Annotated in this window: 18 protein-coding genes; 15 read left to right on the forward strand and 3 right to left on the reverse strand. The window is 46.8% G+C overall.

Annotated features, from left to right (window positions below; all coding sequences use genetic code 11):
• On the reverse strand, window positions 1-313 hold a 313-nt coding region (locus tag Q0668_RS01330; protein WP_298859172.1), incomplete at its 3' end, for a protein kinase.
• A gap of 148 nt (window positions 314-461) precedes the next feature.
• Between Q0668_RS01330 and Q0668_RS01335 the strand changes: the two genes are divergently transcribed.
• On the forward strand, window positions 462-863 hold the full coding sequence (locus Q0668_RS01335) for a sirohydrochlorin chelatase (protein WP_298859174.1): 402 nt from the start codon (window positions 462-464) through the stop codon (window positions 861-863).
• Between the two features lie 67 nt (window positions 864-930).
• On the opposite strand, the gene Q0668_RS01340 is transcribed toward Q0668_RS01335, so the two are convergent.
• Window positions 931-1,944 (reverse strand): DUF1573 domain-containing protein, encoded by a 1,014-nt coding sequence (locus Q0668_RS01340; RefSeq protein WP_298859176.1) that lies wholly within the window; start codon window positions 1,942-1,944, stop codon window positions 931-933.
• Between the two features lie 1,020 nt (window positions 1,945-2,964).
• On the opposite strand from Q0668_RS01340, the gene Q0668_RS01345 reads away from it, so the two are divergent.
• From Q0668_RS01345 to Q0668_RS01370, 6 genes are all read left to right on the forward strand, one after another.
• On the forward strand, window positions 2,965-3,768 hold the full coding sequence (locus tag Q0668_RS01345; protein WP_298859178.1) for a hypothetical protein: 804 nt from the start codon (window positions 2,965-2,967) through the stop codon (window positions 3,766-3,768).
• Window positions 3,769-4,029: 261 nt separating this feature from the next.
• Window positions 4,030-5,088: a tetraacyldisaccharide 4'-kinase gene (gene lpxK / locus Q0668_RS01350; protein ID WP_298859180.1), complete on the forward strand. Its 1,059-nt coding sequence runs from the start codon at window positions 4,030-4,032 to the stop codon at window positions 5,086-5,088.
• A gap of 317 nt (window positions 5,089-5,405) precedes the next feature.
• Window positions 5,406-6,179 carry a hypothetical protein gene (locus tag Q0668_RS01355; RefSeq protein WP_298859185.1) on the forward strand — a complete coding sequence of 258 codons (774 nt, stop codon included), beginning with the start codon at window positions 5,406-5,408 and terminating at the stop codon, window positions 6,177-6,179.
• 108 nt (window positions 6,180-6,287) lie between these two features.
• On the forward strand, window positions 6,288-8,447 hold the full coding sequence (locus tag Q0668_RS01360) for a PQQ-binding-like beta-propeller repeat protein (protein WP_298859187.1): 2,160 nt from the start codon (window positions 6,288-6,290) through the stop codon (window positions 8,445-8,447).
• 88 nt (window positions 8,448-8,535) lie between these two features.
• Window positions 8,536-9,141, forward strand: coding sequence for a peroxiredoxin (locus Q0668_RS01365; RefSeq protein ID WP_298859189.1), 606 nt, complete (start codon window positions 8,536-8,538; stop codon window positions 9,139-9,141).
• Window positions 9,142-9,561: 420 nt separating this feature from the next.
• Window positions 9,562-14,043: a PQQ-binding-like beta-propeller repeat protein gene (locus Q0668_RS01370; protein ID WP_298859192.1), complete on the forward strand. Its 4,482-nt coding sequence runs from the start codon at window positions 9,562-9,564 to the stop codon at window positions 14,041-14,043.
• Window positions 14,044-14,174: 131 nt separating this feature from the next.
• Here the strand turns inward: Q0668_RS01370 and Q0668_RS01375 are convergent, their stop codons facing one another.
• Window positions 14,175-15,155 carry an AAA family ATPase gene (locus Q0668_RS01375; protein ID WP_298859194.1) on the reverse strand — a complete coding sequence of 327 codons (981 nt, stop codon included), beginning with the start codon at window positions 15,153-15,155 and terminating at the stop codon, window positions 14,175-14,177.
• Between the two features lie 459 nt (window positions 15,156-15,614).
• Here Q0668_RS01375 and Q0668_RS01380 point away from each other — a divergent pair, with 459 nt between their 5' ends.
• The 8 genes from Q0668_RS01380 (at window position 15,615) to Q0668_RS01415 (ending at window position 24,976) form a co-directional block, all read left to right on the forward strand.
• Window positions 15,615-16,094: a CBS domain-containing protein gene (locus tag Q0668_RS01380; RefSeq protein ID WP_298859196.1), complete on the forward strand. Its 480-nt coding sequence runs from the start codon at window positions 15,615-15,617 to the stop codon at window positions 16,092-16,094.
• Window positions 16,095-16,380: 286 nt separating this feature from the next.
• Complete coding sequence (gene frr / locus Q0668_RS01385; RefSeq protein ID WP_298859198.1) at window positions 16,381-16,941, forward strand: ribosome recycling factor; 561 nt, start codon at window positions 16,381-16,383, stop codon at window positions 16,939-16,941.
• A 152-nt stretch (window positions 16,942-17,093) separates the two neighbouring features.
• Window positions 17,094-18,281: a phosphoglycerate kinase gene (locus Q0668_RS01390; protein ID WP_298859200.1), complete on the forward strand. Its 1,188-nt coding sequence runs from the start codon at window positions 17,094-17,096 to the stop codon at window positions 18,279-18,281.
• Window positions 18,282-18,706: 425 nt separating this feature from the next.
• Complete coding sequence (locus Q0668_RS01395) at window positions 18,707-19,504, forward strand: phytanoyl-CoA dioxygenase family protein (protein WP_298859202.1); 798 nt, start codon at window positions 18,707-18,709, stop codon at window positions 19,502-19,504.
• A gap of 27 nt (window positions 19,505-19,531) precedes the next feature.
• Complete coding sequence (gene queG / locus Q0668_RS01400) at window positions 19,532-20,701, forward strand: tRNA epoxyqueuosine(34) reductase QueG (RefSeq protein WP_298859206.1); 1,170 nt, start codon at window positions 19,532-19,534, stop codon at window positions 20,699-20,701.
• Window positions 20,702-20,832: 131 nt separating this feature from the next.
• Window positions 20,833-21,636 carry a 4-hydroxy-tetrahydrodipicolinate reductase gene (gene dapB, locus Q0668_RS01405; protein WP_298859208.1) on the forward strand — a complete coding sequence of 268 codons (804 nt, stop codon included), beginning with the start codon at window positions 20,833-20,835 and terminating at the stop codon, window positions 21,634-21,636.
• A 560-nt stretch (window positions 21,637-22,196) separates the two neighbouring features.
• Window positions 22,197-22,790 (forward strand): hypothetical protein, encoded by a 594-nt coding sequence (locus Q0668_RS01410; protein ID WP_298859210.1) that lies wholly within the window; start codon window positions 22,197-22,199, stop codon window positions 22,788-22,790.
• Window positions 22,791-22,996: 206 nt separating this feature from the next.
• On the forward strand, window positions 22,997-24,976 hold the full coding sequence (locus Q0668_RS01415) for a PTS sugar transporter subunit IIA (protein WP_298859212.1): 1,980 nt from the start codon (window positions 22,997-22,999) through the stop codon (window positions 24,974-24,976).
• Window positions 24,977-25,030 lie beyond the last annotated feature (54 nt).

A 25,030-nucleotide genomic window follows, 5' to 3' on the forward strand; every position in this document is an offset into this window, starting at 1 on the left:
TCCGTTTGGTTAATGTTTCACCTTCAACGTATTCCATCACATAGTAGTAGATTTCGTTTTCAACGCCGCTGTCATAAAATTCAATCACATAGGGATTGTGCATTTTTTTCAGGGCTTCAATTTCACGATGAAATCGTTCGACAAAACCGGGTTCTCTGGCAAGTGCCCCAGGCAGGACTTTGATGGCAACCAGTTGATCCGAATGTACGTTGGTGGCGAGATAGACTGATCCCATTCCACCGGCGCCAATTTTTTTCCCGATCAAATATTCGCCCAGCCTGTCTGGGGCCGATTCGTGTTCTTTTGTGTTCAAGGTTTCTACTCGATATAGAATAAAAAACGTCGCTGATTTATGATGTGAATTAGAGAATTATAGATTAAACGATGTACAGTGTCAGGAGACAGGAAGAAGTCTATAATCTTTCAAGTCGTACAGAAACTTTATTATCGTATTCTCTATTATGGTTGATTCCATGTCCGATGCAAGAACGAAGGCTGTTCTCCTGATTGCTCATGGCAGTCGGCGTGCTGCTGCTAACCTGGACCTTGTCAAACTGGCTGAGATGCTGAGGGAACGCGAGTTATTTCCGATCATAGAGATTTCTTACCTAGAACTGGCAGAACCGACTATTCCAGAAGGGGCCGCCAGTTGTGTAAAAGCCGGGGCGAATGAGGTTCTGATGCTACCTTATTTTCTGTCGGCTGGTGTGCATGTGCAGAATGATCTGGAAGAATATCGGGGAGAATTTTCTGTTGCCTATCCGGAGACCTGTTTCCGGCTCTGTCCTCATCTGGGGTTGCATCCCCTGATGCTGGAGATTGTGCTTGATCGGTTGAAAGGCGCAGCGCCTCCAACAGTCTGAAGTCATCATAAAAAAAGGGCACTTCAGAGAGTGCCCTTTTTCTCGCAATGAAGAATCAGTCTTTTGACTAATTCGTTTTCGTATCAGAAATTTTTCCGAAGGCTTTAAACACGATGGGTTCGCCGCGTCCGGCAATGGTGACGGTGAATTCTTCTGAATAATCGCCGGGTTTGTTGGGGGGAGTAATCGTTAGTGGTAAAACGTGAATCGGTTGTGATGCTTTTGGCATTCGAATTTTGAACGCTTCATCATCTGACTCGCATTCGATTTTATTGATTTCGAATGGTTTTTTCCCACGCAGTACGACGTTCACCGTTTTTTCCTGACCAGGCACCATCATTCCTAATGAGACGACCTGAGGTGTGATCGTAATATCGGATTCTACTTTCGCTTCCACCAGCAGAGGTACGGATTTGAAATTGACATCGTTCGTACTCAGCATGATCTGCTCGCGGATTGGTCCCAGTGGAGTTCCCGGAGCGAGCGTGAGTACGAGGTTGTAATTTACGCGTCCGCCTGCACGGGATGTTTCGACTGCTTTGGCTGTCAAAGACGAATTTTTGGATTCGATTCCAGTAATGGCCCAATCTTCGCGGCCCGCATATCCCAATGCGACGGTTGTTTCTGCTCCTTTTCCGATTTCGACAGAACCAAAGTTGGCAGCACCGGGGGTGAAGACGACATCAGTACGAATATAGGCAGTAATCGGTATGCGAATTTCTGCATACTGGGGAGCATCGATGGTCACAATCACGTTCGAATCTTTGCGTCGTTGAAATCGTTTTGTATCCATTGTTACCTGGACGTAACCTTCTTCACCGCTTTCCAGTATGTTTTTAGAAGGTTCCGCAGCCGAGCATCCGCATGTCGTGCGAACATTTGAAATATGGACCGGATCTTTATAAATATTTTTAATTTTCAGACGAAACTCAGCGTCCGAACCTCGGGCAATGACACCGAAGTCGATTTTGTCCTTGTCAAACATCTTCTGTGCCCATTCCTGGCCATAAGAAGCAGAAGTGCTCACCACAAACAAAAACAGACTCAGAATTCCAAATCGGAAACTACTCTTTATTAACATTATCGAATCTCTTTTCTGCAAAAGAAGAATTAACTTAGATGTATCAATGAAAGTTGAGGTATTGAGATTTGTTAATAATGTAAGAAACTTTGCTGTCTTCCAGCACACAATTCACAACTCTTCCATTATACACCATATAGTGCAGAATCCATTCACAGAGACGTTTCACACTACTTTATATGACTTATAAAATCCGGCTCTCAATCACTCGGCTGATCGTCTGGAAATCAGATCACCAGTAGAGTTCATCAGGACTTATCATATGTTGCCGGTATTATACTTCAATTATGTGTCCGAGATCAATTTTGATTTTCGGATCATAAATTCTAGGCGTGTGTGACAAATACATCAGTCGGCATCGACACTTTTGGAGACGGCAATTTAGTTCTCATAGGTTGAATTGTCAATGTTGTCTATTTCTGTGGGATTTCCCTCGTCTTTGTCGGGCTAAATGGACTAATCCGACCCGATTCAGGCGCTTTGACGGGCATGTTTGGAATGTCACAAACAGTTTCTGTAACTGGTTTTGGGTGAATACTGATTGCAGATGGAGTTTCCCTTAAAACTGGTCGGAATTCCTTCAATCGTTCTGCTTTGCCAGGCTGAAACACCATATTTTGACAGGCTTATCTAATCTGAATGAGTTGGAATCTTTACCGGTTCGTAAGGACTCCTAAAGCAGTTTATCTCGAATCCCAAATAAGCGGTTTTCTTTGGATTCCTTCCCGCACCGCTGCTGTCGGGTGATAGATTTGAAAATAGAGTGGGCTGCGTTGCAAATCACTTTGACAAATACAACGGACAAACAACATTGTTTGTCTGACTCTATGATAAGGAAGAATGGGATTTCTTTCGCTATCAGGCCAGTCTGGTTTTCTTTGAATCAATCGACTGGTTCGTTTCATACAAAATAATAAGCGTATTACTTTAGAGTTGAAGATTATGAGAGATGTCATCGTGTTTGCGATGATAGGGAAGACCTCAGTTCGGTCTCATTAAAACAGGGAGCAATTGGTTAAGATGATAAAAAAACAAACTGCCAAGGCAGGTCTTGCCGGACTGTTGGTTCTGGGCATGGCCTGGTTTACGATGCCAGACCGGTTGGAAGCTGGCCATAAATGTGGAGGCCATTGCAAAGGTAGTGGTTTCCTGAAACATAATAAATGTGGAGGTCACTGCAAAGGTGGTGGTTTTCTGAAACATGGAAAATGTTGCAGCCCCTGGAGACTGGGGCATAAGCATAAACATAAAGGTGGCTGTCAGGATGGATCCTGTGGCAGTGGGTCCATTGCAGATTACTATTATGAAGGAGCCGTCTATGGTATGGGAAATAATGCGGGCGGCGGTTGCCGGTCGTGTCAGTCCGGAGGTAGTTATGCTGGTTCTGATGGGATGGGAGCCGGTGGTGTTGTATCGCCGCCAGTAGTCGCACGCGGAGTTGGGATACATCCTATAATATTACATTATCCGGGAACGATGGGTACGGCCTATCAGCGTCCCACACGAGTGATGCCTGCAGATGGGCCAGAAGGTCACCCCCGTGATGCAGGTTTGGATATTTATGCACCTGGTGCAACGGATATTCGGGTCGTCGCGTTGAATCGACAGCGGGACGAAATGGTGGGGTATCGCGACCCTGCGAATGAGGATATCTGGGAATTTGTTACGAAGCGTCCTTTGATTCCCGGAATTCAACACATTTATCAGGTCTATGCGATATATCCTGAGACGGGGAATGTTCCCCAGACCCGACGCGTCCGTTTGATTATGGGACGAATTGTTGAACTCAGTTACAAAAATAGTGCTGATCACACTGGTTTGTAGCGTGTTTAGAGCGATCTGCGTCTCTTGGCTCTCTGATTTCATCAGGCAGCGAATTATCGCGTGATGAGCTCTCAAGAGTTCCAATTTGTCCCATAGCACCCACGTCTTGTTGAGAGCATGGTAGAGATTTGAGTTGTGAAGACTGGCTGGAGATTAGCCAGAATGATTCCACTCAGCTATCATGTTCTGAACAGGGCGTGTTTTTTTGTAATGGCACCGCCGGCTCCTTGCATGACTTCGAAATTTGAAGCAGGCTGATTTGTGAACGAAGTGGAATATCTGAGAATCATCTCAGGCGAGAGACAGGACTGGTGCGCCCGACTTCTGAAAGCTTGCTTCTGGGTACTCAGCTTTCCCTATCATGCTGCGGTTGGGATACGTAGCCGGATGTTCGATTGGCGTCTTCGATCGAGGCACATATCTGCCGTTCCCGTGATCAGTTTAGGTAATCTGACAACGGGAGGTACGGGGAAGACGCCTTTCGTCGCCTATTTGACTCGGTGGTTTCAAGAGCAAGGCGTCAAGGTGGCGTTGTTGAGCCGTGGGTATCGAGCATTGCCGGGTGAGGTGAATGACGAAAAATTATTGCTGGATCGTTTATGTCAAGGAGTTCCTCATTACCAGAATCCGAATCGAAGTGCTTCAGCAGCGCAGGCGGTTGCGGAGGGCGCTCAGCTTCTGATTCTGGATGATGGATTTCAACATCGGAAACTCGCACGTAATCTGGACATAGTCTTAATCGATACCTTGAATCCCTGGGGTTATGGATCTCTATTACCCCGTGGTTTGTTACGAGAACCGAAGTCTGCATTACGCCGAGCTGATTTTGTGATTCTCACTCGAGCAGATCAATGTTCACAAATAACTTTGGAAAATTTGCAAGCGGAAATCGCGAACGAGTTGTCTCAGGATCTGATAGCGCATGCTGTGTTTCGACCTCTGGGTTTAGTGAATGCAGATGGCCAGACGCAAACGCTGGAATCTGTCGCCGGGAAAACGGTTTGGGCGTTCTGTGCCATAGGTAATCCCCTTGGTTTTCGGCAGACTTTGGAGAACGCTGGCTACCGTGTTGCGGGGATGCAGATATTTCCTGACCATCATCATTATTCAAGCGAAGAACTTCAGAAGATTGGAAGTCAGGCAGCTTTGGCCTCAGCAGACTTGATTCTTACTACGAGTAAAGATCTCGTCAAATTGAGTGAACAAAAATTGTCTAAAGTTCCGGTCTGGGCCATCGAAATTGGGGCCGAGATGACTCAGGGAAACGAGGCGTTTGAGGGGCTTTTGCAATCTCTTATTCTTGAAGTGTCCTCTGGGTGAGATTTCCGGTTGGATGTGGGTGTTTCCGATATCGCATTCTGAACCTCAAAAACAGTGCCTGTTGCGTTAAAATAGGTTATTGATCCGGAAAATTGGGATATTCTCGTTTCATAAATACTTGATTTTGGGCCTGAGTTCTGTCATTCTTGAGAGTAACGAGATTTCGTACATTGAAGGTGGTTTGTAGAGAATACTGATCTTACCTGACGAAAGCCTGCCCAAAAAACGGGTCACGTGTCTAGAATGCAGTGTCCGTCTTCCTTCCCTCCCCGCGATGGTCTGTTCAAAAGTTATTCAATTAAACGAGGTTTTTAATTATGCAAAAGATGTATCTCAGCCAGATTTTTGTTGCAACTCTTCTGATTTGTGGTGTGAATTTACTCGTGCCCACAGATGTTTCTGCAGAAGGATGGGGAACGGTAACTGGTCAGTTCGTATATGATGGTCCTGTGCCTGAACGAGTGGTTCAGCGCAAAAAAGGCGATGCAAACATCAAAGATGCTGCCGTTTGTGCGAAAGGGGATCATTTCAACAATGATCTGGTGATCAATCCCAAGAACAATGGGATTCAAAACGCCTTCATGTTTCTGAAAAAAGCTAAAGTGATTCACCCTGATCTGAAATCATCCAAGGATAAAACCGTCGTTTTCGATCAGAAGGGTTGTACTTTTATTCCACATGCGATGGTGGTTCGAACCGATCAGAAAGTGCTCGTGAAATCAGGTGACCCTGTGGGCCATAATACGCATACCAATCCGTTCAGGAACGAGCCTGTGAATTTTATGATGAACCCCAATGACCGTAAAGGAACAGAAGTAGCGAATGTGATTGGAGAAAAATATCCGACGAAGGTGACTTGTGACATTCACCCTTGGATGACCGCCTACTGGTTGATTGTCGATCACCCTTATGCTGTGGTGACTGATAAGGACGGAAAGTTTACGATTAAAAATCTTCCTGCAGGTAAGAACGTATTCGGTTCCTGGCACGAAAAAAGTGGACACCTGGAAAAGACGATTACAGTCGATGTAAAAGCTGGTGAAACGGTCGACTTGGGCAAGATTAAAATCAAAGCTAGTAAGTTCAAGTAAATAAACTCTACCGTCTCATGAAGAATCGAGAAAGAGGACACGTCCAACAGGGCGTGTCCTTTTTAATGCCCTTTAACTATTGCTGACGATGATGAGGTTTTCCGAACCATGCAAGTGCCTCGCAGATTCATCATTCTGGTTTTGCTGGCAACATTTTGTTGTACGGGGAAGATCAGTCTGGCTCAGCTGGAGCAAAGAGGCACTCCACCGAAATTTCGCGAATCTGTTTCTTTAGATGTGAATAACGCGGTTCTCAAAAAAATGGGTTCCGTTCGTGATTATCTGTCTGAGAAACAGTGGGAAGACGCCGTCGATATTTTGGTGCAGGTTTCCCTGGAAGATGGCGACTCGCTTTATCCTGAATCGAGGGGGCGATATCTGCGTGTTTCTGAATACTGTCAGAATTTGCTGGCAGGTTTTTCAGAAGAAGCGATTACCATTTATCGTGAAAAAGTCGATCCGCGTGCCAAGCGCTGGTATGAGCAGGCGCTGGCCGAAGCTTCTGAGCAACCGCTATTAAATATTGCCGAACAGGCGTTGATGAGCAGTTATGGAGATGACGCCTTATATCGACTGGGGGAAATCTCCTTTGAGCAGGGGGCTCTTTCGCAAGCCCGATTTTATTGGATGAAATTAATTCCTGCAGTAGGAGGAGCTCAGCAGAGTGGTGAGGCGGGTGTATTCCATTATCCGGATACCGACTTACCAATACCTGAAATTCTGGCGAGGTTGATTCTGGTAAGTTATTTTGAGGGGGATCTCAAGCGGGCTCAATTTGAATTGAGTGTATTTCGTGAGAGGTATCCGCAAGTCTCCGGATTACTGGCGGGAAAGCAGGGAAATCTGGTCGCCTTGTTATCGTCAATACTCACAGATGGTGCATTAGTTTCGCTTCCCGAGACAGGGTTGGAAATGCAGACGTTTGCGGGTCATCAGACACGCAATTATCGGGCAGAAAAGAAAATTGAAGTGGGAGCAGTCGAGTGGACGTTCCCGATTCCTGCTGCCGTTTCTCCGGGCTTTGTCCGGCAACCTGCGTTTGCAAAACCCGTGCCTCCGGGCTTCTTTCCGGTAATCCATCAAGAACATGTTTTTATTAACAATGCCGAACGGATTTACGCGCTGAACTGGAAGAATGGATTGCCAGCCTGGTCAAATGACAAAGAGGACAGCCCGGTGATCTATCCATCTCGCATAGAGGGAGCACCTCGAATTCCGTTTCGTCCGGTAGTCGGAGTTCCCCGTTTCACGATGACGATTGCGGAGGGCCGGCTTTACGCGCGGATGGGCAGTCCGGTTACTTCTGTCGCGAAAGATGAGCGGTTGGGTTTATTTTCAGAATTGGTATGTCTTGATCTTGATCAAGGGCAAGGGAAACTGCTCTGGAAAATTTCCTCTTCCCAATTGCGCGAACAGAATTTTGTCTGGTCTTTTGAAGGTGCGCCGGTCATTTCAGGAAGCAGGCTGTTTGTTGTATTACATCGTGGATTTCCTGAAGTGCAGACGAACGTGGCCTGCTTCTCAACAGAAACCGGGGAATTGATCTGGAATCAAAAAGTCTGTCTGGCTTTAAGAAATATCGAAGAGGGTGTGAATTATATCAGTCATTTATTACTGACTTTGGCGGAGGGACAGCTTTATCTTTCAACCGATATGGGAGCCATCGCTGCCCTGGATTCGCGAGAAGGAAAAATCAACTGGGTTGTCACGTATCCTTCCCGAGAGGAAGTGACGCGGAAAGAGTTAAGCGATCATATGAAAACCGGTCTGATGCCTTGTCTTTACGACCGTGGAATTCTATTTGTTGCGCCGCAGGACTCGACACAGTTAATGGCGATTGACGCCGATTCTGGTTTGTTGCTCTGGCAGACGGAGTTCCCGGTTCAAGTCCGGAATTTACTGGGAGTAAATTCATCAACTCTGATTGTGAGCGGCAATCAGCTATTGGGAATTGATCGAGAGACGGGATCGGTGAGATGGAAAGTTGGTTATCAGGATCCTGAAGGATTTGGTTATGGTCGGGGCATCTTGGCCGGAGAAGATGTGTATTGGCCTTTACGGGAAGAAATACTGGTTGTGGATGCAGCGCAGGGTATTCTTAAGAAAAAAATTGCCTTACGTAATTTGCATGGAGAAGCAGGGGGCAATTTAGTCATTGTTGGCCAGCGATTGCTGATTGCGCAGCCTCAGAAAATAACTGTTTTTGGAAATTATGGTAAAATGCAATCTGATGAAGGGAAGAAAATCTCTGCATTATTAACGAAGTAAATATTCTGACGTGTTTGTTACAATCATAATTCAGCTGGCCAGTTGTCAGTTTGAAAACTATTTAAAACTTTAAAACAAGGTGAAAGACATGAAGGTATCGTATCGTAAAATTTCCTATTCTTGGTTGAGTCTCATTTTTCTGTGTGGTCTGTCTGCCAGTGCCTCTGGTCAGATTTCAGGACCTCCGGGCAAAGTCGATGTTGGCGATTCGGCACCCGCTTTTACTGCCAAAGATGACAAGGGCAAAGGTTGGAAGTCGACCGATTATATTGGCAAAAAAATATTGGTGGTCTATTTCTATCCAGCGGATTTGACAGGTGGTTGTACCAAGCAGGCTTGTGGATTTCGGGATGATATGAAAAAGCTGCAAGGTAAAGACGTAGAGATCGTTGGTGTCAGTGGGGATTCAGTACGAAATCATCAGCTCTTCATAAAAGAGCATGATTTGAATTTCACTCTGCTGGCTGACGAAGATGGTGGTGTCGCCAAGAAATTTGGTGTACCGTTGCGACCTGGTGGATCTATTAAGCGAACCCTTGATGGTAAGGAAGAAACCTTAACGCGTGGTGTTACCGCTGCCCGCTGGACTTTTGTGATTGATAAAAAGGGTAAGGTTGTTTTGAAGAATACGAAAGTCAAAGCCGCCGATGACAGCAAAGCGATTCTGAATCTGGTCAATAAACTGAAGTCCTAATCATAGATTGTGGGTTATATAATGAATCCCCAATCTGGTGATTCGCCTGTAGCTCGCCTGTAAAATTGGTCATTCGTACTCGACAGTGAATGTACTGACGGCATACAATTGATTTTGCAGGTGAGGTTACAGTTTGCATGATGATCAAATCGAACCCCGCTTAACTTAAAGGTCAATTGAATGATGCGGGAATTCAGGAAGTTATTGACGAGGGCAGATTTATCGTGAATTTACCCTGACGCCAGCGAGTTCAGATAAGATAAACGTTTTCGATGACTGTTCGCGTTTTATTTTTTATGAATGCTATTTTAGGAAGTTGGATTTATTCCTTTGTCTATGGTTTCTTACTCTCAGCAAGCCAGATTCACCGGATCTCGCCATCACCTCTTTTCTTTGCTGGTGATTGTCCTGGTACATTGCATGATCACTGCCGTTCCTTGCTTCGCGCAGACTCTACGCAAGACGGACTCTGATCTGTCAGATTTACATAATCTCTTTCCGACGAGCCGTCTCTACTCCAAGAGCTTTAATACTGCTGTGAAGTTGATCAGAGAGAAAAAGTATTCCGCAGGTATTCCTGAACTGCAGGCGATACTGGAAGCGCCTGAAGACTATGTTTCTTCTGAAAAAGATCGGAACTTTCTCAGCCTGAAACGCTTGGCCGAACAGGCCATCGCTGAATTGCCAGAAGAAGGGAGACGATTTTATTCGCTGCAATATGGACCCGCAGCAGAACAACTTTTTAAACAAGCGACGGCTCAGGATGATATCGCACTGTTGCAGGAAGTGGTTCGTCGTTATTTCTTTACCAAAGCAGGCGCTGAGGCTGCTGAAGCTCTAGGTGCGTATTACTTTGAGCGGGGAGATTTCCGGGCGGCCATTCAACAATGGGAGTCGCTTGGGAATCAGCATAATCTGACGAAGTCGAAGGAACTCAATCTGACATTTAAACAGTCAGTTGCCTGGTATCATTTAGGGAACCTGGGAAAATGTCGTCAGGCATTGATGCAATTGGCTCGTTTGACTTCCGGAAAGACTTTTGAATTTCCGAATGGAACAAAGGTGACACTGTTTTTCAAAGAGGAGAACCCGGTAGACTGGTTAACCGGTCTGGTGGGGAGCCTGGACCTGAGCGCGGCACAGGAACAAAAGAATTGGACGATGTATCGTGGAAGTCCCTCGCGATTGTCATCCGCTGCGTTTGCCGTACCTTCCGCCAAACCTGTCTGGCGTTTTTCGACCATTCATGATCCCGCTCGCACTGATCATGCACAAGGACCTCGACTGGAGGAAATGCTTCAAAAACTCGGCAAACATCGCCGCGAACATCAGGAGGGAGTATTACCTGCTGCCAGTCCGCTGGTCATTAATGATAAGGTGATCTTCAGGACCCACCGCAATCTGAAAGCTGTTTCCTTAGCAACGGGTGAGCTGAAATGGGAAACTTCAATTTCGAATGCCCTCTATCAGGAATTGTTAAAAGATCCTCAGAATCGAGATGAAGAATTTTTAGGACCCCCGCGAACTCCTTTGGAAAATTTTCTGGCACAACGCGCCTGGCAAGATTATACGATCGGGCATTTAAGCACAGATGGAAATCTGGTTTACTGTGTGGAAAATGTGGGTTTTATTGCGGGGTTTTATCATTTCAGTCGGCTCGACTCAGAGAATATTCTGGTTCCTAAATCGTTTAATCGTCTGATGGCATTTGAACTGGATTCGGGAAAATTCGCCTGGGAATTGGGAGGCCCCCGTTTGCAAAATGCGATTGATTATTCCGGACACTATTTTTTGGGTCCCCCACTTGCGCTTCACGGAAACTTATATTGTCTGGCAGAGGAAGGGCGAGAATTTCGCTTGCTGGTTTTGGATGCCCAAACAGGAAAAACACTTTGGACGCAATCTTTATTCCGCAGTGAGAACCCGATTGCCCGTGACTATACTACCGATCGTCGGCCGATGGATCACGTTCGTCGGAGGATGGGGTTAAGCCCTTCCGCAGCACATGGTGTCATTGTGTGTCAGACGGGTGCGGGCTGCACTGTCGGCATTGATGCCGTGACGCGAAGACTGTTATGGAGGAATATTGATGCCGGCGAAGAGATTTCACCTTATTCTGCATTTTCGCGTGTGACCAGTCAGAATGAAGAAGGCTGGGCAGAGTTTACGCCGGTGATTTTTGATGACCGTGTGTTGATTTATTCTCGCAAACTACAAAATATTCAATGTCTGAATCTGTTCGATGGAAGATTATTATGGTCACGACCCCGGCGGGGCAATCTTTTTATTGCTAGCATTCATAAAGGAAAAATTTTACTGGTCGGCAATGACCAGATTGATGCGATTAAAACGAGTGATGGATCGGCTGCCTGGCCGAAAGCATGTCCGATTGCCGGGCCTAGTGGCCGTGGAATCGTAGTGAAAAATACGTATTTCCAACCAGTTGAAACGGGCGAGATCCTGAGTATTCGTCTTGACGACGGATTGATTCTGGCACGTTCGCGAATCGAAACCGGTTCACTACCTGGTAATCTGGCAGCAGCCCAGGGCATGCTGGTCTCTCAAAACGAAACCGAGGTGGTTGGTTTTCAATCAATGGATACGATCCGGGAACAAATTCGGCTGGCGGATTTATCCCGGAAGCCAGAAGATCTGGCATTGTCTCAGCTATTGCGAGGCGAGCTTGATCTGTTTTCCGGTAACGTGGATCTGGCGATGAAGAAGATAGACCAATCGATTCAAATCAAACCGACGTTGCGTGCCAAACGGTTGTACGCAGATATGCTGTTGGAACGTCTGGATCATGCATTCGAGCAGAATCAAAATCAGGTTTCCAAAATGGAAAATCTGCTGGTTGACGACGATCAACGTAAGCGATTTTTTCAGATTCTGGCTCTCAATTATCAGCGGGCGGGTAATCTGGAAGCTGCTCTTCAAAATTATCTGAGACTGTCACAGCTTAAGAATATTTTCGATGCCAAGAAGATAAAAGGGGGCTCGTTTGTACGCACGGATCGTTGGATTCGTTCTCAGTTAGAGCTCATCACCGCGCGTGCTTCCACTGAAGAACGCGATCAGATCCGGTTGTTCTTTTCGAGATATTACTCAGATCATCTTAAAGATGCCAATCAGGAAACGCTGGAACGATATCTGAAATGTTGCGGGAATTTACCGGAGACGCAACAGGCGCGAGTGGCTCTCGTCGGAAAATTAGAGCAGGCGATACAAGGTAGTTCAATCAACGAACAGACAGAATTGCGTCGCCGATTAATGCCGCATCTGGAAGACCTCAGACAGGCAAAACAACCTGTGATGGCCGCGTTTGCAACCGCGAAACTGGCGCAAATCTATCTAGGGGAAAGTCAACAACTTCAGGCGGAAGAGTTGATTCAGGAGTTGGTCACGCGGTGGCCTGAAGTGATTTGCATGGATGGGAAAACATCGTTGCAGTTAGCTCAGCTGTGGCAGTCATCGCCGGAGTTTCAGAAGTGGCAAGCGGCTGGTGCAAACTGGCCAGACTTTCCGGCTCAGGTGTATCGCGATGAACAATCTAAAGGGCAGAATACATCTTTACCTGTTGAAGTTGTCGGTCTATCAAATTCATTCTTCGACAATTATCGGTTCGAAGTCGGGCCGGCCAAAGAATATCTTCTGGCATTCAATGGGCAGGGGAAGCAGCAGTGGGCGTTTTCATTAGAACAGGCGGAGATTGACGTTCCGCGGCAATCCTCATTCTCTGCAAGAGTCTATCAGCATTTTCTGGTCGTGGACTTCGGATCTCATTTTTTCGTGTTGGATACATTAAACCGGGATGCAACCAATCAGCCCGTTTTGTTATGGCAGCAGAGGCTTATTGCTGGCCCGCCTAGTATACACGATTATATTTCGATTGATCGTAAAGGTGTGGCTCCCGCCTTGCGCGAGTATCAGACAAGAAATGCTGATCGAGAGTTACTGGGACGGATTGGTACGATTAATGAGGAATTTATATGCTATCAAGTTGCCGATGAGTTGATCGCAGCTGAATTGTTAACGGGTAGGATTCTATGGAAACGCCAGGGAATCACGATGAGCAGCTGGCATTTCGGTGATGCAAATCATGTCATTGTAATGGCGCCTGATGAGCGTTTCGGTCCGCGTTATGTTGTGTTGAGTGGCCAGAGTGGTGAGGTACTCAGATCTTTAAAACTGGATCAGGGGGAAACTGCCGTATTTTCATTCGAACGGTATTTACTGACGCTGACTCCAGAAGCAGATAATACACAACGGCTGCTTTTAAGAGATTTATCCAATAATAGAGAAGTCTGGAGTCATCTATTAAGCGAGTCCACGACTTACACACTGGGGCAAAGTCATGAGATCGCGATGATCAATTCAGAAGGAATGATGTCCGTTTTGAATTTAAGAACCGGCGAAACGAAATTTGAAATCAAGGCGAATCCATTATCCAATATCACTAAATTGCTGGTACTGAAAAACTCGCGGCAATATCTGTTTTTTGTGAATTTAAAATACACGGTGAAGAATGGTATTTCTTATCGAACATTATATTCTTCGTATCCTTTTCATGGCGTGATCTATTCCATAGATCGGAAGACGGGTCAGATGATGTGGTCGCTGCCTCTGGAAGCCCAGGGTCTCGATCTTTCACAATTTCTTGATCTGCCTGTTTTGACCTTTGGCATCCGTAAATTCAAAGGCATGCCTTCCAGCGCTGGAACTCAGATTGATTTGCAGATAGTCGATTTACGAAATGGCGATATCGTTTTCAATGAAACCTCGCGCAGCAATCGGATGCGGATCTGGGTTGTTCCTGATGTGGATCAGAAAAATATTGTGATCGAACCGTTTCAAATCAGGCTGAGTTATGAAGAGCCACCGGTGGCTGCGAAAAAACCCTGACGCGCTCAAGCCCGTGATCCGGTTTATTGGGAAGCGTTCTTAGCCTGTCTCCAGGTTTATTGCAGCGTCTCCAAGACCATTTAAACGAGTATCATAAGATGAAAGGCGTTCTGGTTCAGTGGGAAGCGCTCTTAGTAGCTTTCCTGGTCGTCGTCGTCATCGAATTCCACATCATCATCGTCATCTCGATCTGGATGCAGTGGGCTATCTGGTGAGAAAAAGAAATCGCCCAGTCCCATGGGCATCATATTCCCGCCCAGGCTTTGGGTTCGTTTTTCTGAAAGCGATTCCAGATCGAGTGCATCATCTCCCAGGCAACTTTTGAGTGCTTCCAGCCAGAGGACATCTTTACTGAGTGGATGACCCTTATCTTGAACGGCGCGTTTCAATGCCAGCCTTAAGACATTAATTCCATCACGCGTTGAGAAATCAAGTTTCAGACTATGCGACTGTTGCAGGAAATCGACCGTCAGATCAAGCATATGTTCGTTAGCAAAGGGAAGATGATATTTCAGAATCATCTTTTCATCTTCCCGATTGGGATGTTCCAATGAAATACTGGGTTGCAGGCGACTGAGAATATAGTCGGGGATTTCAAACGTCGATTCATCTTCGTTCATAGTGACGGCACAACGGAATTCGGGATGAGCGGGAATTGTCAAACCCGCTACGATCGATTCAACATAGCGACGATGGTCAAGCAATGGTGCAAGGCTGGCCCATGATTTTTCATTCATGCGGTTGCCTTCGTCGAGTACACAAATTCCGCCTCGAATCATGGCGGTTACCAGTGGAGAAGTGTGGTACGCAATTTTGCCGCTCTCTGCCAATACGGGTGTAATCAGTAAGTCTTCCGGCCTGGTGTCGGCGGTACATTGATAAATGTAAAGCTCCTGCTCTCGCGTTCTGGCACCTGCGATAGCGAGCGAGGTTTTTCCGATTCCCGGCGTACCAACCAGCCGCGGGGTTAATGGCATATCTTTTTCATCAATTACGAGCCAGCAGGCTAGCAACTGTTTTAAGGCTTCATGTTGTCCAATCCATTCACCGGTTGTCTGATCGGCGCGACCGAGGTGCAGGCCTACTCCATCAATTTCCACTCTGCTTGACATTAAAATTCGATTTCTATGTTGTTTGGGACAGATAGAAATTCTTGCCTTCCTGCTGCAAGATTTCTGAAGGGAGTTCATTTTTTAAACAGTATCGATTATAGGCGTCTGCAGTCTCTTCTGATAAGTCTGTTATTCTAACTCTTATCACATGAATCAGAAATAGAGTCAAAGTCTCAGTGGAAGACGATTTTTCAGGAATTGATTAAGTTCTTATCTTGGAAGAAGATAAAGGTCATTAGGATCACCGGAATCGGACCTGCTTTGTGAAAATCTTTTTGAGATTCCCGGAAATTCCTGTTAGAATAAGCAGGTTTCCCACATTTGAGTTTTCGATAACGTATTTCACGTTATTTCATTTCTGAAGTGAGAACACACATCTTCAACGGTTATTCATTTCTTTTGTAGTGTGTCTCATTTTTCTTAGAGGTCCGCAGTCTTCATTTTACAGGGGGAGTAGCGATGGATAAGCCCATTCTCGCAAAGAGCATTATGGTAACGAAGTTAATTACATTAACTCCGGACATGGATGTTTTAGAAGCAATCGGGATGCTGTTAAAACATCGTATCTCAGGAGCACCTGTGATTGATCCTGAGAACAGAGTGTTGGGTGTGTTTTCTGAACGCTGTTGTATGGATGTGCTGATCAAATCCAGCTACGAGCAACTTCCTTCTTCTCAGATCTTTCCTTTTGTCGATACTGAGGCGCGCTGCATCTCTGAAGAGACTGATTTACTGACGATTGCCCAGATATTTCTCAGCACTGCGACACGCAGGTTGCCTGTGGTTCGCGAAGATGGCTCTCTGGTAGGACAAATCAGCCGTCGCGATCTGCTTCAGGCCAGTAATAAGAATTTGAAATTTCAAACCACTATCCCGCATGAGAAGAATTTGCTGTATTTGAGTGGCTTAATGAATCGTGAAGAATCCCCCATTTCTTGATCATCGGATTGTAGTGATGGTGATTTTTGAGTGGATTTACTATTAAAAACCAGCTGGACCTGTTTCAGCTGGTTTTTCTCGTTCCTGATGGTTTGATTTTAATAGCCGGTCAACTAAAATCAGTCGAGTATTGATTCCGTTTCCAGGGAATTGGCTCTGTATTGTGAGATTCCGTATTGCAATTTACATAGTGCAACGGAAAGACACGATACATTTGGGAATTGGTATTTCCAGGATCACATAAAAAATCTATTTAGATAAAGCATCATTTCGGAGGACTTGTAGCATGGACCAGGACGAAATCTTACTTGATACCGAAGAGAGAATGGACAAAGCGGTTCACGTTTTGCAGGGGCAGTTGCAGGGGATTCGCACCGGTCGTGCTACGCCGGCTCTCGTGGATTCGATCAGAGTAGATTACTATGGTTCACCGACTCCTTTGAAGCAGATGGCAAATATTAGTGTTCCTGAGCCTCAACAGATTCTCATTCGTCCTTTCGATGGTCAGATGGTGGGAGAGATTTCCAAGGCTATTCAGGCCAGTAACTTAGGATTGGCCCCGAATAGTGATGGGCGCGTGGTGCGGTTGAATATTCCCCCGCTTTCTACGGAGCGTCGCCGTCAACTTGTCTCGCGCGTGAAAGAACTGGCAGAAGAGGCCCGCGTTTCAATCAGAAACATCCGCCGCGATGCGAATAAGCATGCCGATCAGTCAGAAAAAGATAAGGTGATGGGGGAAGATGAACGCGACAATACTAAGACCGACGTTCAAGACCTGACTAAAAAATTTGAAGGCAAAGTGAACAGTATCGCGAGCGCCAAAGAAAAAGACGTCATGGACGAATAGTCTGTTTTCTTGCGTTCTGTCGGCGGAAGTAGTTTTGACGTAGAGTCGAGATTGCAAAAATCATAATCAGGAATACTTTTCAAAATAAAAGTGTTCGGAACAGTATCATTATACCTCAAATTCTGTATTGAAAGAGACTGGTTCAAGTTTCCATGGCTAAGAAGACAATTGAAAACGTAGACGTTGCAGGCAAGACCGTATTAATGCGAGTGGATTTCAATGTGCCTTTGGATGATGATCTCAACATCACCGATGATCGGCGGATCAGAATGGCGTTGCCTTCTATCAAGTCGGTCATTGATCGGGGCGGACGTCTGGTTTTAATGAGCCATCTGGGTCGTCCGAAAGGGGATGGCGGGGATGCCAAGTATAGCTTGAAGCCGACCGCGTCCTGTCTGGGTGAGTTGCTCGGCCAGGATGTCTCTTTCGCGACGGATACCGTCGGCGACGATGCCAAAGCCAAATTAGCAGCGTTGGAAGCGGGGCAGGTATTGATACTGGAAAACCTGCGTTTTAATGCCGGGGAGAAACAAGGCGATGCCTCATTTGCAAGTGAATTGGCAGCGTTTGCAGATATTTACTGTAACGATGCGTTTGGAACTTGCCAACGTACGGATGCTTCGATGGTCGCGGTTCCTGAAGCGATGGCTGGCAAACCGAAGGTCATTGGATTTCTGGTTCAAAAAGAAATTCAGTATCTAACCGATGTGATTGCCAATCCCGAACGTCCTTTTGTCGCCATTCTGGGAGGCGCTAAAGTCTCTGATAAAATTAACGTGATCAATAACCTGCTGGGAATTTGTGACAAAGTACTGATCGGCGGGGCCATGGCTTATACCTTTTCGCTCGCGAAAGGGGGCCAGGTGGGTGACAGTCTGGTGGAAAAAGACAAAGTGGAACTGGCTAAGGAATTGATCGAGAAGGGGGGAGATAAGTTAATGTTGCCCGTCGATACGCATTGTGGTGACGACTTCAACAGTAACTGTAATAAGCAGGTTGTCAAAGCCGGTGAAATTTCTGATGGTTTTGAAGGACTTGATATCGGTCCCGAGACGGCAAAGATCTATGCGGAAACCGTCAAGTCTGCCAAAACCGTTGTCTGGAATGGTCCGATGGGTGTTTTTGAAATGACTCCTTTCGACGCAGGAACTAAAGCCGTGGCGCAGGCAATTGCTGACAGTGATTCGACGAGTATTATCGGCGGCGGTGACAGTGCCGCTGCGATACAGCAACTCGGATTTGCCGATCAGGTGTCCCACGTGAGTACGGGCGGTGGTGCCAGTCTGGCGATGTTGGAGGGTAAGGAGTTTGCAGCCGTCAACTTGCTGGATGAAGCATAAATCGATTCTCTATAATGAATTTCTGAAATTCAGATAAAACACAGCTCGGCCACAATCGGGCTGTGTTTTTGTTTCGGGATGCAGTGATGGTCGAAACGAGTGTTGGAATACGGTAAACTAGGTTATGGGTTTCTATTGAGATTTGGGTGGTACTGACGGCTTGTACGACAGTGAGAAGATTTTTGGGTTATCAATATTAAAGGAGTCCTTGATTGGGGGGATCACAGTGTCGATTGTTAAAGCTGAACAGTGGCACCCGCCAGTCGAATCTATTGTGTGGTGGGAGTTGGTTGTTACTCATGTGTCCGGTCTAAATAACGAGCCAACAGTGGCACCAGCCAGTCGAAAAGGCTATCCCGGATAGGGTAAAAACTGCTTCCTGAACTCATGAAAAGAGACTTCATTTGAGAATGAGGGGAAGTAATATGACTGCGATGTTATTCACTGCAGAGCAGATTGCTCAGTTTGAGCAGGATGGTTTTCTGGTTGTGGAAGATCTCTTCAGCCAGGAAGAAGTCAGCTTGTTGGGACAGATTGGGCGCGCCGATGAGGCGATGCAGCAAGCGACTTTCAGCCGCGCCGATGGCGAAGGGGGCGCAGTGAAGCTGAATATCGAGAATGAAGCTCACGATGACATTTATGGTGCCATCGCGCGCTGTCATCGCGTTGTGGACCGGATGGAAGCGTTACTGGGTGATGAGGTCTATCATTACCATCATAAGATGATTCAAAAGGAAGCCCGCGTGGGTGGAGCCTGGGCCTGGCATCAGGATTATGGATACTGGTACGGCAATGGCTGTCTATTCCCGGATATGGGGAGTTGTATGATCGCGGTGGACCGTGCGACTGTGGAGAACGGCTGTCTGCAAGTGTTGCGAGGGAGTCATTTGATGGGGCGTATCGATCATGGGCCGGTCGGCGATCAGACGGGGGCAGACCCGGAACGGGTTGAGGCAGCGTGCGAGCGATTTGAACTGGTGCATTGCACATTAGAGCCGGGCTCCGCGGTTTTGTTTCATTCCAATCTGTTACACCGTTCTGATCAAAACAAGAGTGAGCATCCGCGTTGGGGTTTTATCTGCTGTTACAATACGCGGCACAACGATCCGTATAAAGAATCGCGTCATCCGCGTTATACGCCTTTAGCTAAATGTGACGATGCAGAAGTTCTGAAAGTGGGTCGCACACAGTGGGAACAGATTCAGGCTCATCCGTCGGTTTAATTCAAAGCGTCTGCGTTAGAGAAAATTATGGCCGAAGCATCAGATCTTCCAGCACGCGATCAAGGTCAGCAGAGCGCGCTGATCAAGCGGCTGGCTCTTGAAGCGGGCTTCGATCTGGCGGGGATCGCACCGGCGGTGACTCCGGAAGGTTATCATCAGTTTCTTGATTGGCTCAATGCGGGTTATGCTGGCGAGATGAGTTATCTCGAACGTCGTAAAGATGCGTATCAGCATCCTCAATATGTGATGAGTTCCGTCAAGAGTGTGTTGATGCTGACGTTGAATTACCGAACGGAGGAACCTCCTCCGCGTTCGGGGACACAGGCACGGATTTCACGATATGCCTGGGGCAGTACTGATTATCACAGTGTGATCCGAAAGAAATTGAAACAGCTTTCAAAGATAATTCGGGAGCATTTTCCGGATTGTGAAACACGCGGCGTGGTAGATACCGCGCCCCTTCTGGAACGGGATTTTGCACAACTGGCAGGGTTGGGATGGATCGGAAAGAATACGTTGCTCTTGAATAAAACCGAAGGCAGCTGGTTTTTTCTGGCGGGCATGCTGTTGAGTGATGAGCTGGATTACGATGAACCCCATCAGACCTCTCACTGCGGTACATGCACACGCTGTCTAGATGCCTGTCCGACCGATGCGTTTGTTGAAGCGAGTACGCTGGATGCGCGGAAATGTATTTCGTATCTGACGATCGAACTCCGCGATCAGCCAATTCCGCTGGAGTTAAGAACGGGCCTGAAGGAGTGGGTTTTTGGTTGTGATGTCTGTCAGGATGTCTGCCCGTGGAACCGGAAAGCGCCCGTTAGTCATGAGCGATCATTTCAACCCGTGGAAGAATTTTCTCCCGTGGATGCTGTCGAGATATTATCGCTGGACGCAGCAGCGTTTCAGGAACGATTTCAGAGTACGCCGATGTCCAGAGCGCGCCGGGCCGGGTTGTTAAGGAATGCGGCGATAGTGTTGGGAAACCTGGGGGATTCTTCAGCGGTTCCGGTTCTGCTGAAATCGCTCCACGATTCTGAACCTCTGATTCGAGGCGCCTCGGCCTGGGCGTTAGGGAATCTGGGCGGGGCGGGGATTACTGTTTCGCTGGAAGCGCGGCTGGCGGTTGAGACGGAGGCGGAAGTGGTGCAGGAATTAGAGTGGGCGCGGGCAGAAATTAAAATACAGGGTGAATAAAATGAAAATGCAGATAGAATGTAGCAGGCCTGATTGGAAAAGTCAGGCCGGTAGATTACGATCATTGTCAGTCGTCAGTTTTGAATAAATCCAATTTGTATAGAAACAGATTTCGTTAGTGGGAGTGAGAGATGGGTGAACAACTTATCGTCGGAGTGAATGGTGCCGCTGGTCGGATGGGGCAGCGCGTGGTCGTTCTGGTTTGTCAGGATCAGGATTTAAAACTCGGCGCGGCATTGGATTCAGAAAATTCTCCTGCGCTGGGGAAGGATGTCGGCGAAGTCGCTGGCGTCGGTCCTGTCGGCGTGACGGTTCAATCGGAATTGACTGAGCGAGTGGATGTGATCATTGATTTTTCATTGCCGGACGGCCTGGTAAAAATTTCCAAGGTGTGTGCAGAGCGTCAAATTGCTCTGGTGGCTGCGACAACAGGATTGACGCCCGAACAAAAGAATGAGGTCCTGGTTGCTTCGCAAACGACGCCTCTGATTCTGGCGCCGAATATGAGTCTGGCCGTCAATGTGATGATGAAGCTGGTACGCGAGGCGGCTCATTCATTGAAGAGCTCTCCCAATGGTGTGGATGTAGAAGTGATTGAACGCCATCACCGGTTTAAAGAAGATGCCCCCAGTGGGACGGCTTTGCATTTTGGTGAAATCATTGCGGATGAAATGGGACAGACCGAGCATGTGCATGGTCGGCATGGTCGACCGGGAGCAAGGCCGACCTCTGAAATTGGTTATCATGCCTTAAGAACGGGTGACAATGTCGGCGAGCATACCATTGTGTTTGGGATGATGGGCGAAACCATTGACCTGACAGTACGCGGCCATACGCGGGACAGCTATGTTTATGGTGCGTTGACCGCCGCCAAGTATCTGGCGGCACAAGGCGCGGGGGTGTATACGATGGCTGATGTGTTGGATTTGAATTAGGCTGATTCAAGGGCTATGGGCGAATCTTGCAGGGATTTTGTGCGCGCTCGTGTATGTTTTCTGGATTGATTTTCTACCACGAAAATCACGAAAGGCACGAAATAATCTGTGTCTGGAAGTCTGAAGAATGTATTATCAAATGAACCACTTTTGGAGCAATAACTTCGTCATGGGAGCAACGCCCAATTGTAAATCTAAAAATTGGCTACCGTACCATTCGTCTTTGACACATTTTTCCTCAGCTAAAAAGAGACTGTGAATAATATGTCAGATACTCACATTGCATCCACAAAAGTACGAAAATATCAAAAGCATCTTCGGCGGATTCGTGTCGTGATAGTTTTGCTTACTTTTTCAATGAGTAGTATGTTATTCATATTTTGGGATCTACTTCGATCTCGTTTTACCCTTAATTTGAGTGTGATATTGGTAACAGTATGTATGCTGTTGTTCGTAATCACCTTTATCCTCTACTGGGTAGATTATTTTCATTACCGTAAAAAATTACACAGCGAGTTGAAGTCTCCTAAGGAAGCTTAGGATGATAACCGGTGCTATTTATGTCTGATTCTAAGCTCCTGCAGCAGTTTGTGGATTCCTTTTCGCGACTCGATGACATGCTCGCTTTGGATGGGGCACCAGTGGAGCTGATTGTTAAACGAGATTTGGATGAGTGGGATCGTTGGCAGGATGAATCAGGATGTCGTGATGAACTGGAATTTTGGAGACCGCTGCGCGTTGAGACTAACCCGGAAGCATTGGAGACGTTGTATGCGCGCATTTCGGGGCGATTCCCAGTGCTGTATGAACAACTGGTGCTTTCCATTCGCTGGATGGAAGTATATTTGGGTGTGATTCGTTTGTTGCCTAACCCGCCGGGCGCTGATCTCACCGGTCTGTCAAAAACAATTTTTGATGATCGGGCACTCACGGAGACTTTGATTCCCGCAGGGTATGTTCCGTTTGCGCGTGCGCCTCACAACTACGATCCAATGTGCTTTGATCTCAACGCGATGTCAGCGCGGGGTGATTGCCCGATTATTCAATTTGAGCACGAATCCATCTTGTGTGATCTCAAAATAGGGGAGCATTGGCAACGTTGGGCATCATTTCGAGATCTGATGTCAGACGTTATTTTTCTGGATGCTGATTAAAAATTTGCTAAACGGATCAAATTGCTTATTATGTTGATGTGCATGACAGTTTATTGAGTTGAAATTGAACCAAAGGGGATCTGGGTTAGGTCTGAGGCCGTTTCCATTTTGATTCTCTCATATCACGTACTGATACCTATCAGGGTCAGTATCATTTCTGACATTGAATTCCAGTTTTCACTCTGAAACGATTGGCTGAAATTTTCATGAAGCTGATTTCTGACGCATTTAAAACGAGTCATGTGATTCTTGATCTGGAAGCGACGGATATTACGTCCGCTTTACAACAAAGTGTCAGCGAAATGGCATCCCGGGGGGTTATCGATCCCCAGATCGAAGATCAAGTCGTCTCTGCTTTGTTAAAGCGCGAGAAGGAGATGCCGACGACGATTGGCAATTCGACGGCGATCCCCCATGCGTATTTTGATGGAGTTGACAAGCAGATCGCGATGTTTGTTCGCCTTGCACAACCCATCAAAATGGGGGCTCCCGATGGGGGGTTCACTCAGTTTCTGTTTTTGTTGCTGGGTCCACCGGATTCCGCTGCGTTGCATCTGGACAGTCTTGCAATCATAGCCCGCCTCACTTCTGATGATGATGTTCGCTATAAACTGGGTAATGGTGGTTCAAGCGATGAATTATTAGAAGCCTTTAACTATTTTCTGATACGAACCTCACCCAAGGGTCGAGAGGAAGAAAAAAAGTCAGAAAGTCTGATTTACACGGGCCGCTTGTGTGGTGGACTCAAACAAGACATCGCGCGACGAAAACCACACTACTTGAGTGACTTTCGTGATGGCATACACACCAAATGTGCTGGTTCAATCTTGTTTCTCTTTTTTGCTTGCCTGGCTCCGGCAGTCACATTTGGAAGTGTGATGGCCGTGCAAACAGGGGGCGAAATCGGTGTTGTGGAAATGATCTTAGCCTCAGCGGTCTGTGGAATCATTTATGCGCTTTTTGCTGGCCAACCCTTGATTATTCTGGGTGGGACGGGGCCATTACTGGTGTTCACGGTGATTTTATATCGCCTGTGCGCCGATTTAAGTATTCCCTTTCTGGCATCCTATGCATGGGTTGGCCTGTGGTCTGCTGGTTTTATATTGTTAATGGCGATCACTGATACCAGTTGCTTAATGAAGTATTTTACTCGGTTCACCGATGAAATATTCTCAGCTCTCATTTCGATTATTTTTATCTATGAGGCAATTAAGTCACTGGTTTATATCTTTGAGGATCTGGATGTCAAAAAACATCACGATACCGCTTTGCTTTCTTTATTGCTGGCCCTGGGAACATACTATATCGCCATGAGCTTGTCTCGGTTCCGGCGTAGTAAATATCTGCGTCCGAAGATGCGTGAATTTCTCGCTGATTTTGGTCCTACGATTGCTTTGGCGTCGATGACTCTGTTTGCGGTGTGGTTGCATGAAGTGTATCTCGATATGTTGCCTGCGCCTGATACATTTGGAACAACCAGTGGCCGCCCCTGGGCGATCGATTTGATGGCGGCTCCTGTCTGGACTCGGTATGCAGCCGCTGGTCCTGCCTTACTTGTTGCGATTCTTATTTATCTGGATCAGAATATTACCTCGCGTGTAGTCAATAGCCCCGATCACCGATTACGCAAAGGGGATGCCTATCATCAGGATCTGGCTGTGGTAGGAGTTCTCGTTGGTGCCTGTTCGTTATTTGGGCTACCCTGGCTTGTCGCTGCGACAGTTCGTTCCCTGAATCATGTTCGCAGTCTGGCTACACTCAAGGAGGAGACTGACATCACGGGAGAAACACGAGAGCGCGTGACTTTTGTGCGGGAGAATCGCGTAACAGGGCTGACGATTCACATATTGATCGGGTTTTCATTATTATTGTTTCCGCTTTTAAAATCGATCCCCATGGCCATCATGTACGGCTTGTTTCTTTTCATGGGTGTGGTCTCGATGTCTGGTAACCAGTTTTTTGAACGATTAAGTCTATGGGTGCGAGATCCCTCGCTTTATCCGATCACACACTATATCCGCCAGGTACCTCGCTGGACGATCCACGCTTTTACACTTCTACAACTGATTTGTCTGGCAATTCTGTGGTTTGTCAAAAGTAGCGCACTGGGAATCTTGTTTCCGATTTTTATTGCGTTACTCGTACCAACTCGTATCATTGCCGGTCGATATTTTTCTGCCGAGTAGCTGGCGGCCCTTGATGCAGAAGAAGAACCCGAGGAAGAGGATACTTCCTGGTCA

Source organism: uncultured Gimesia sp. (genome assembly GCF_937910335.1).
In the GTDB taxonomy this organism is placed as follows: Bacteria; Planctomycetota; Planctomycetia; order Planctomycetales; family Planctomycetaceae; genus Gimesia.

Excerpts from the sequence above, each read along its gene's own strand:
- Q0668_RS01410 (WP_298859210.1), top strand. The coding sequence starts at position 22,197 with ATGTCTGATTCTAAGCTCCTGCAGCAGTTTGTGGATTCCTTTTCGCGA.
- Q0668_RS01370 (WP_298859192.1), top strand. The coding sequence starts at position 9,562 with ATGATCACTGCCGTTCCTTGCTTCGCGCAGACTCTACGCAAGACGGAC.
- queG (WP_298859206.1), top strand. The coding sequence starts at position 19,532 with ATGGCCGAAGCATCAGATCTTCCAGCACGCGATCAAGGTCAGCAGAGC.
- frr (WP_298859198.1), top strand. The coding sequence starts at position 16,381 with ATGGACCAGGACGAAATCTTACTTGATACCGAAGAGAGAATGGACAAA.
- Q0668_RS01335 (WP_298859174.1), top strand. The coding sequence starts at position 462 with ATGGTTGATTCCATGTCCGATGCAAGAACGAAGGCTGTTCTCCTGATT.
- Q0668_RS01340 (WP_298859176.1), bottom strand. The coding sequence starts at position 1,944 with ATGTTAATAAAGAGTAGTTTCCGATTTGGAATTCTGAGTCTGTTTTTG.
- dapB (WP_298859208.1), top strand. The coding sequence starts at position 20,833 with ATGGGTGAACAACTTATCGTCGGAGTGAATGGTGCCGCTGGTCGGATG.
- Q0668_RS01365 (WP_298859189.1), top strand. The coding sequence starts at position 8,536 with ATGAAGGTATCGTATCGTAAAATTTCCTATTCTTGGTTGAGTCTCATT.
- Q0668_RS01395 (WP_298859202.1), top strand. The coding sequence starts at position 18,707 with ATGACTGCGATGTTATTCACTGCAGAGCAGATTGCTCAGTTTGAGCAG.
- Q0668_RS01415 (WP_298859212.1), top strand. The coding sequence starts at position 22,997 with ATGAAGCTGATTTCTGACGCATTTAAAACGAGTCATGTGATTCTTGAT.
- Q0668_RS01355 (WP_298859185.1), top strand. The coding sequence starts at position 5,406 with ATGCAAAAGATGTATCTCAGCCAGATTTTTGTTGCAACTCTTCTGATT.
- Q0668_RS01380 (WP_298859196.1), top strand. The coding sequence starts at position 15,615 with ATGGATAAGCCCATTCTCGCAAAGAGCATTATGGTAACGAAGTTAATT.
- Q0668_RS01390 (WP_298859200.1), top strand. The coding sequence starts at position 17,094 with ATGGCTAAGAAGACAATTGAAAACGTAGACGTTGCAGGCAAGACCGTA.
- Q0668_RS01375 (WP_298859194.1), bottom strand. The coding sequence starts at position 15,155 with ATGTCAAGCAGAGTGGAAATTGATGGAGTAGGCCTGCACCTCGGTCGC.
- Q0668_RS01360 (WP_298859187.1), top strand. The coding sequence starts at position 6,288 with ATGCAAGTGCCTCGCAGATTCATCATTCTGGTTTTGCTGGCAACATTT.
- Q0668_RS01345 (WP_298859178.1), top strand. The coding sequence starts at position 2,965 with ATGATAAAAAAACAAACTGCCAAGGCAGGTCTTGCCGGACTGTTGGTT.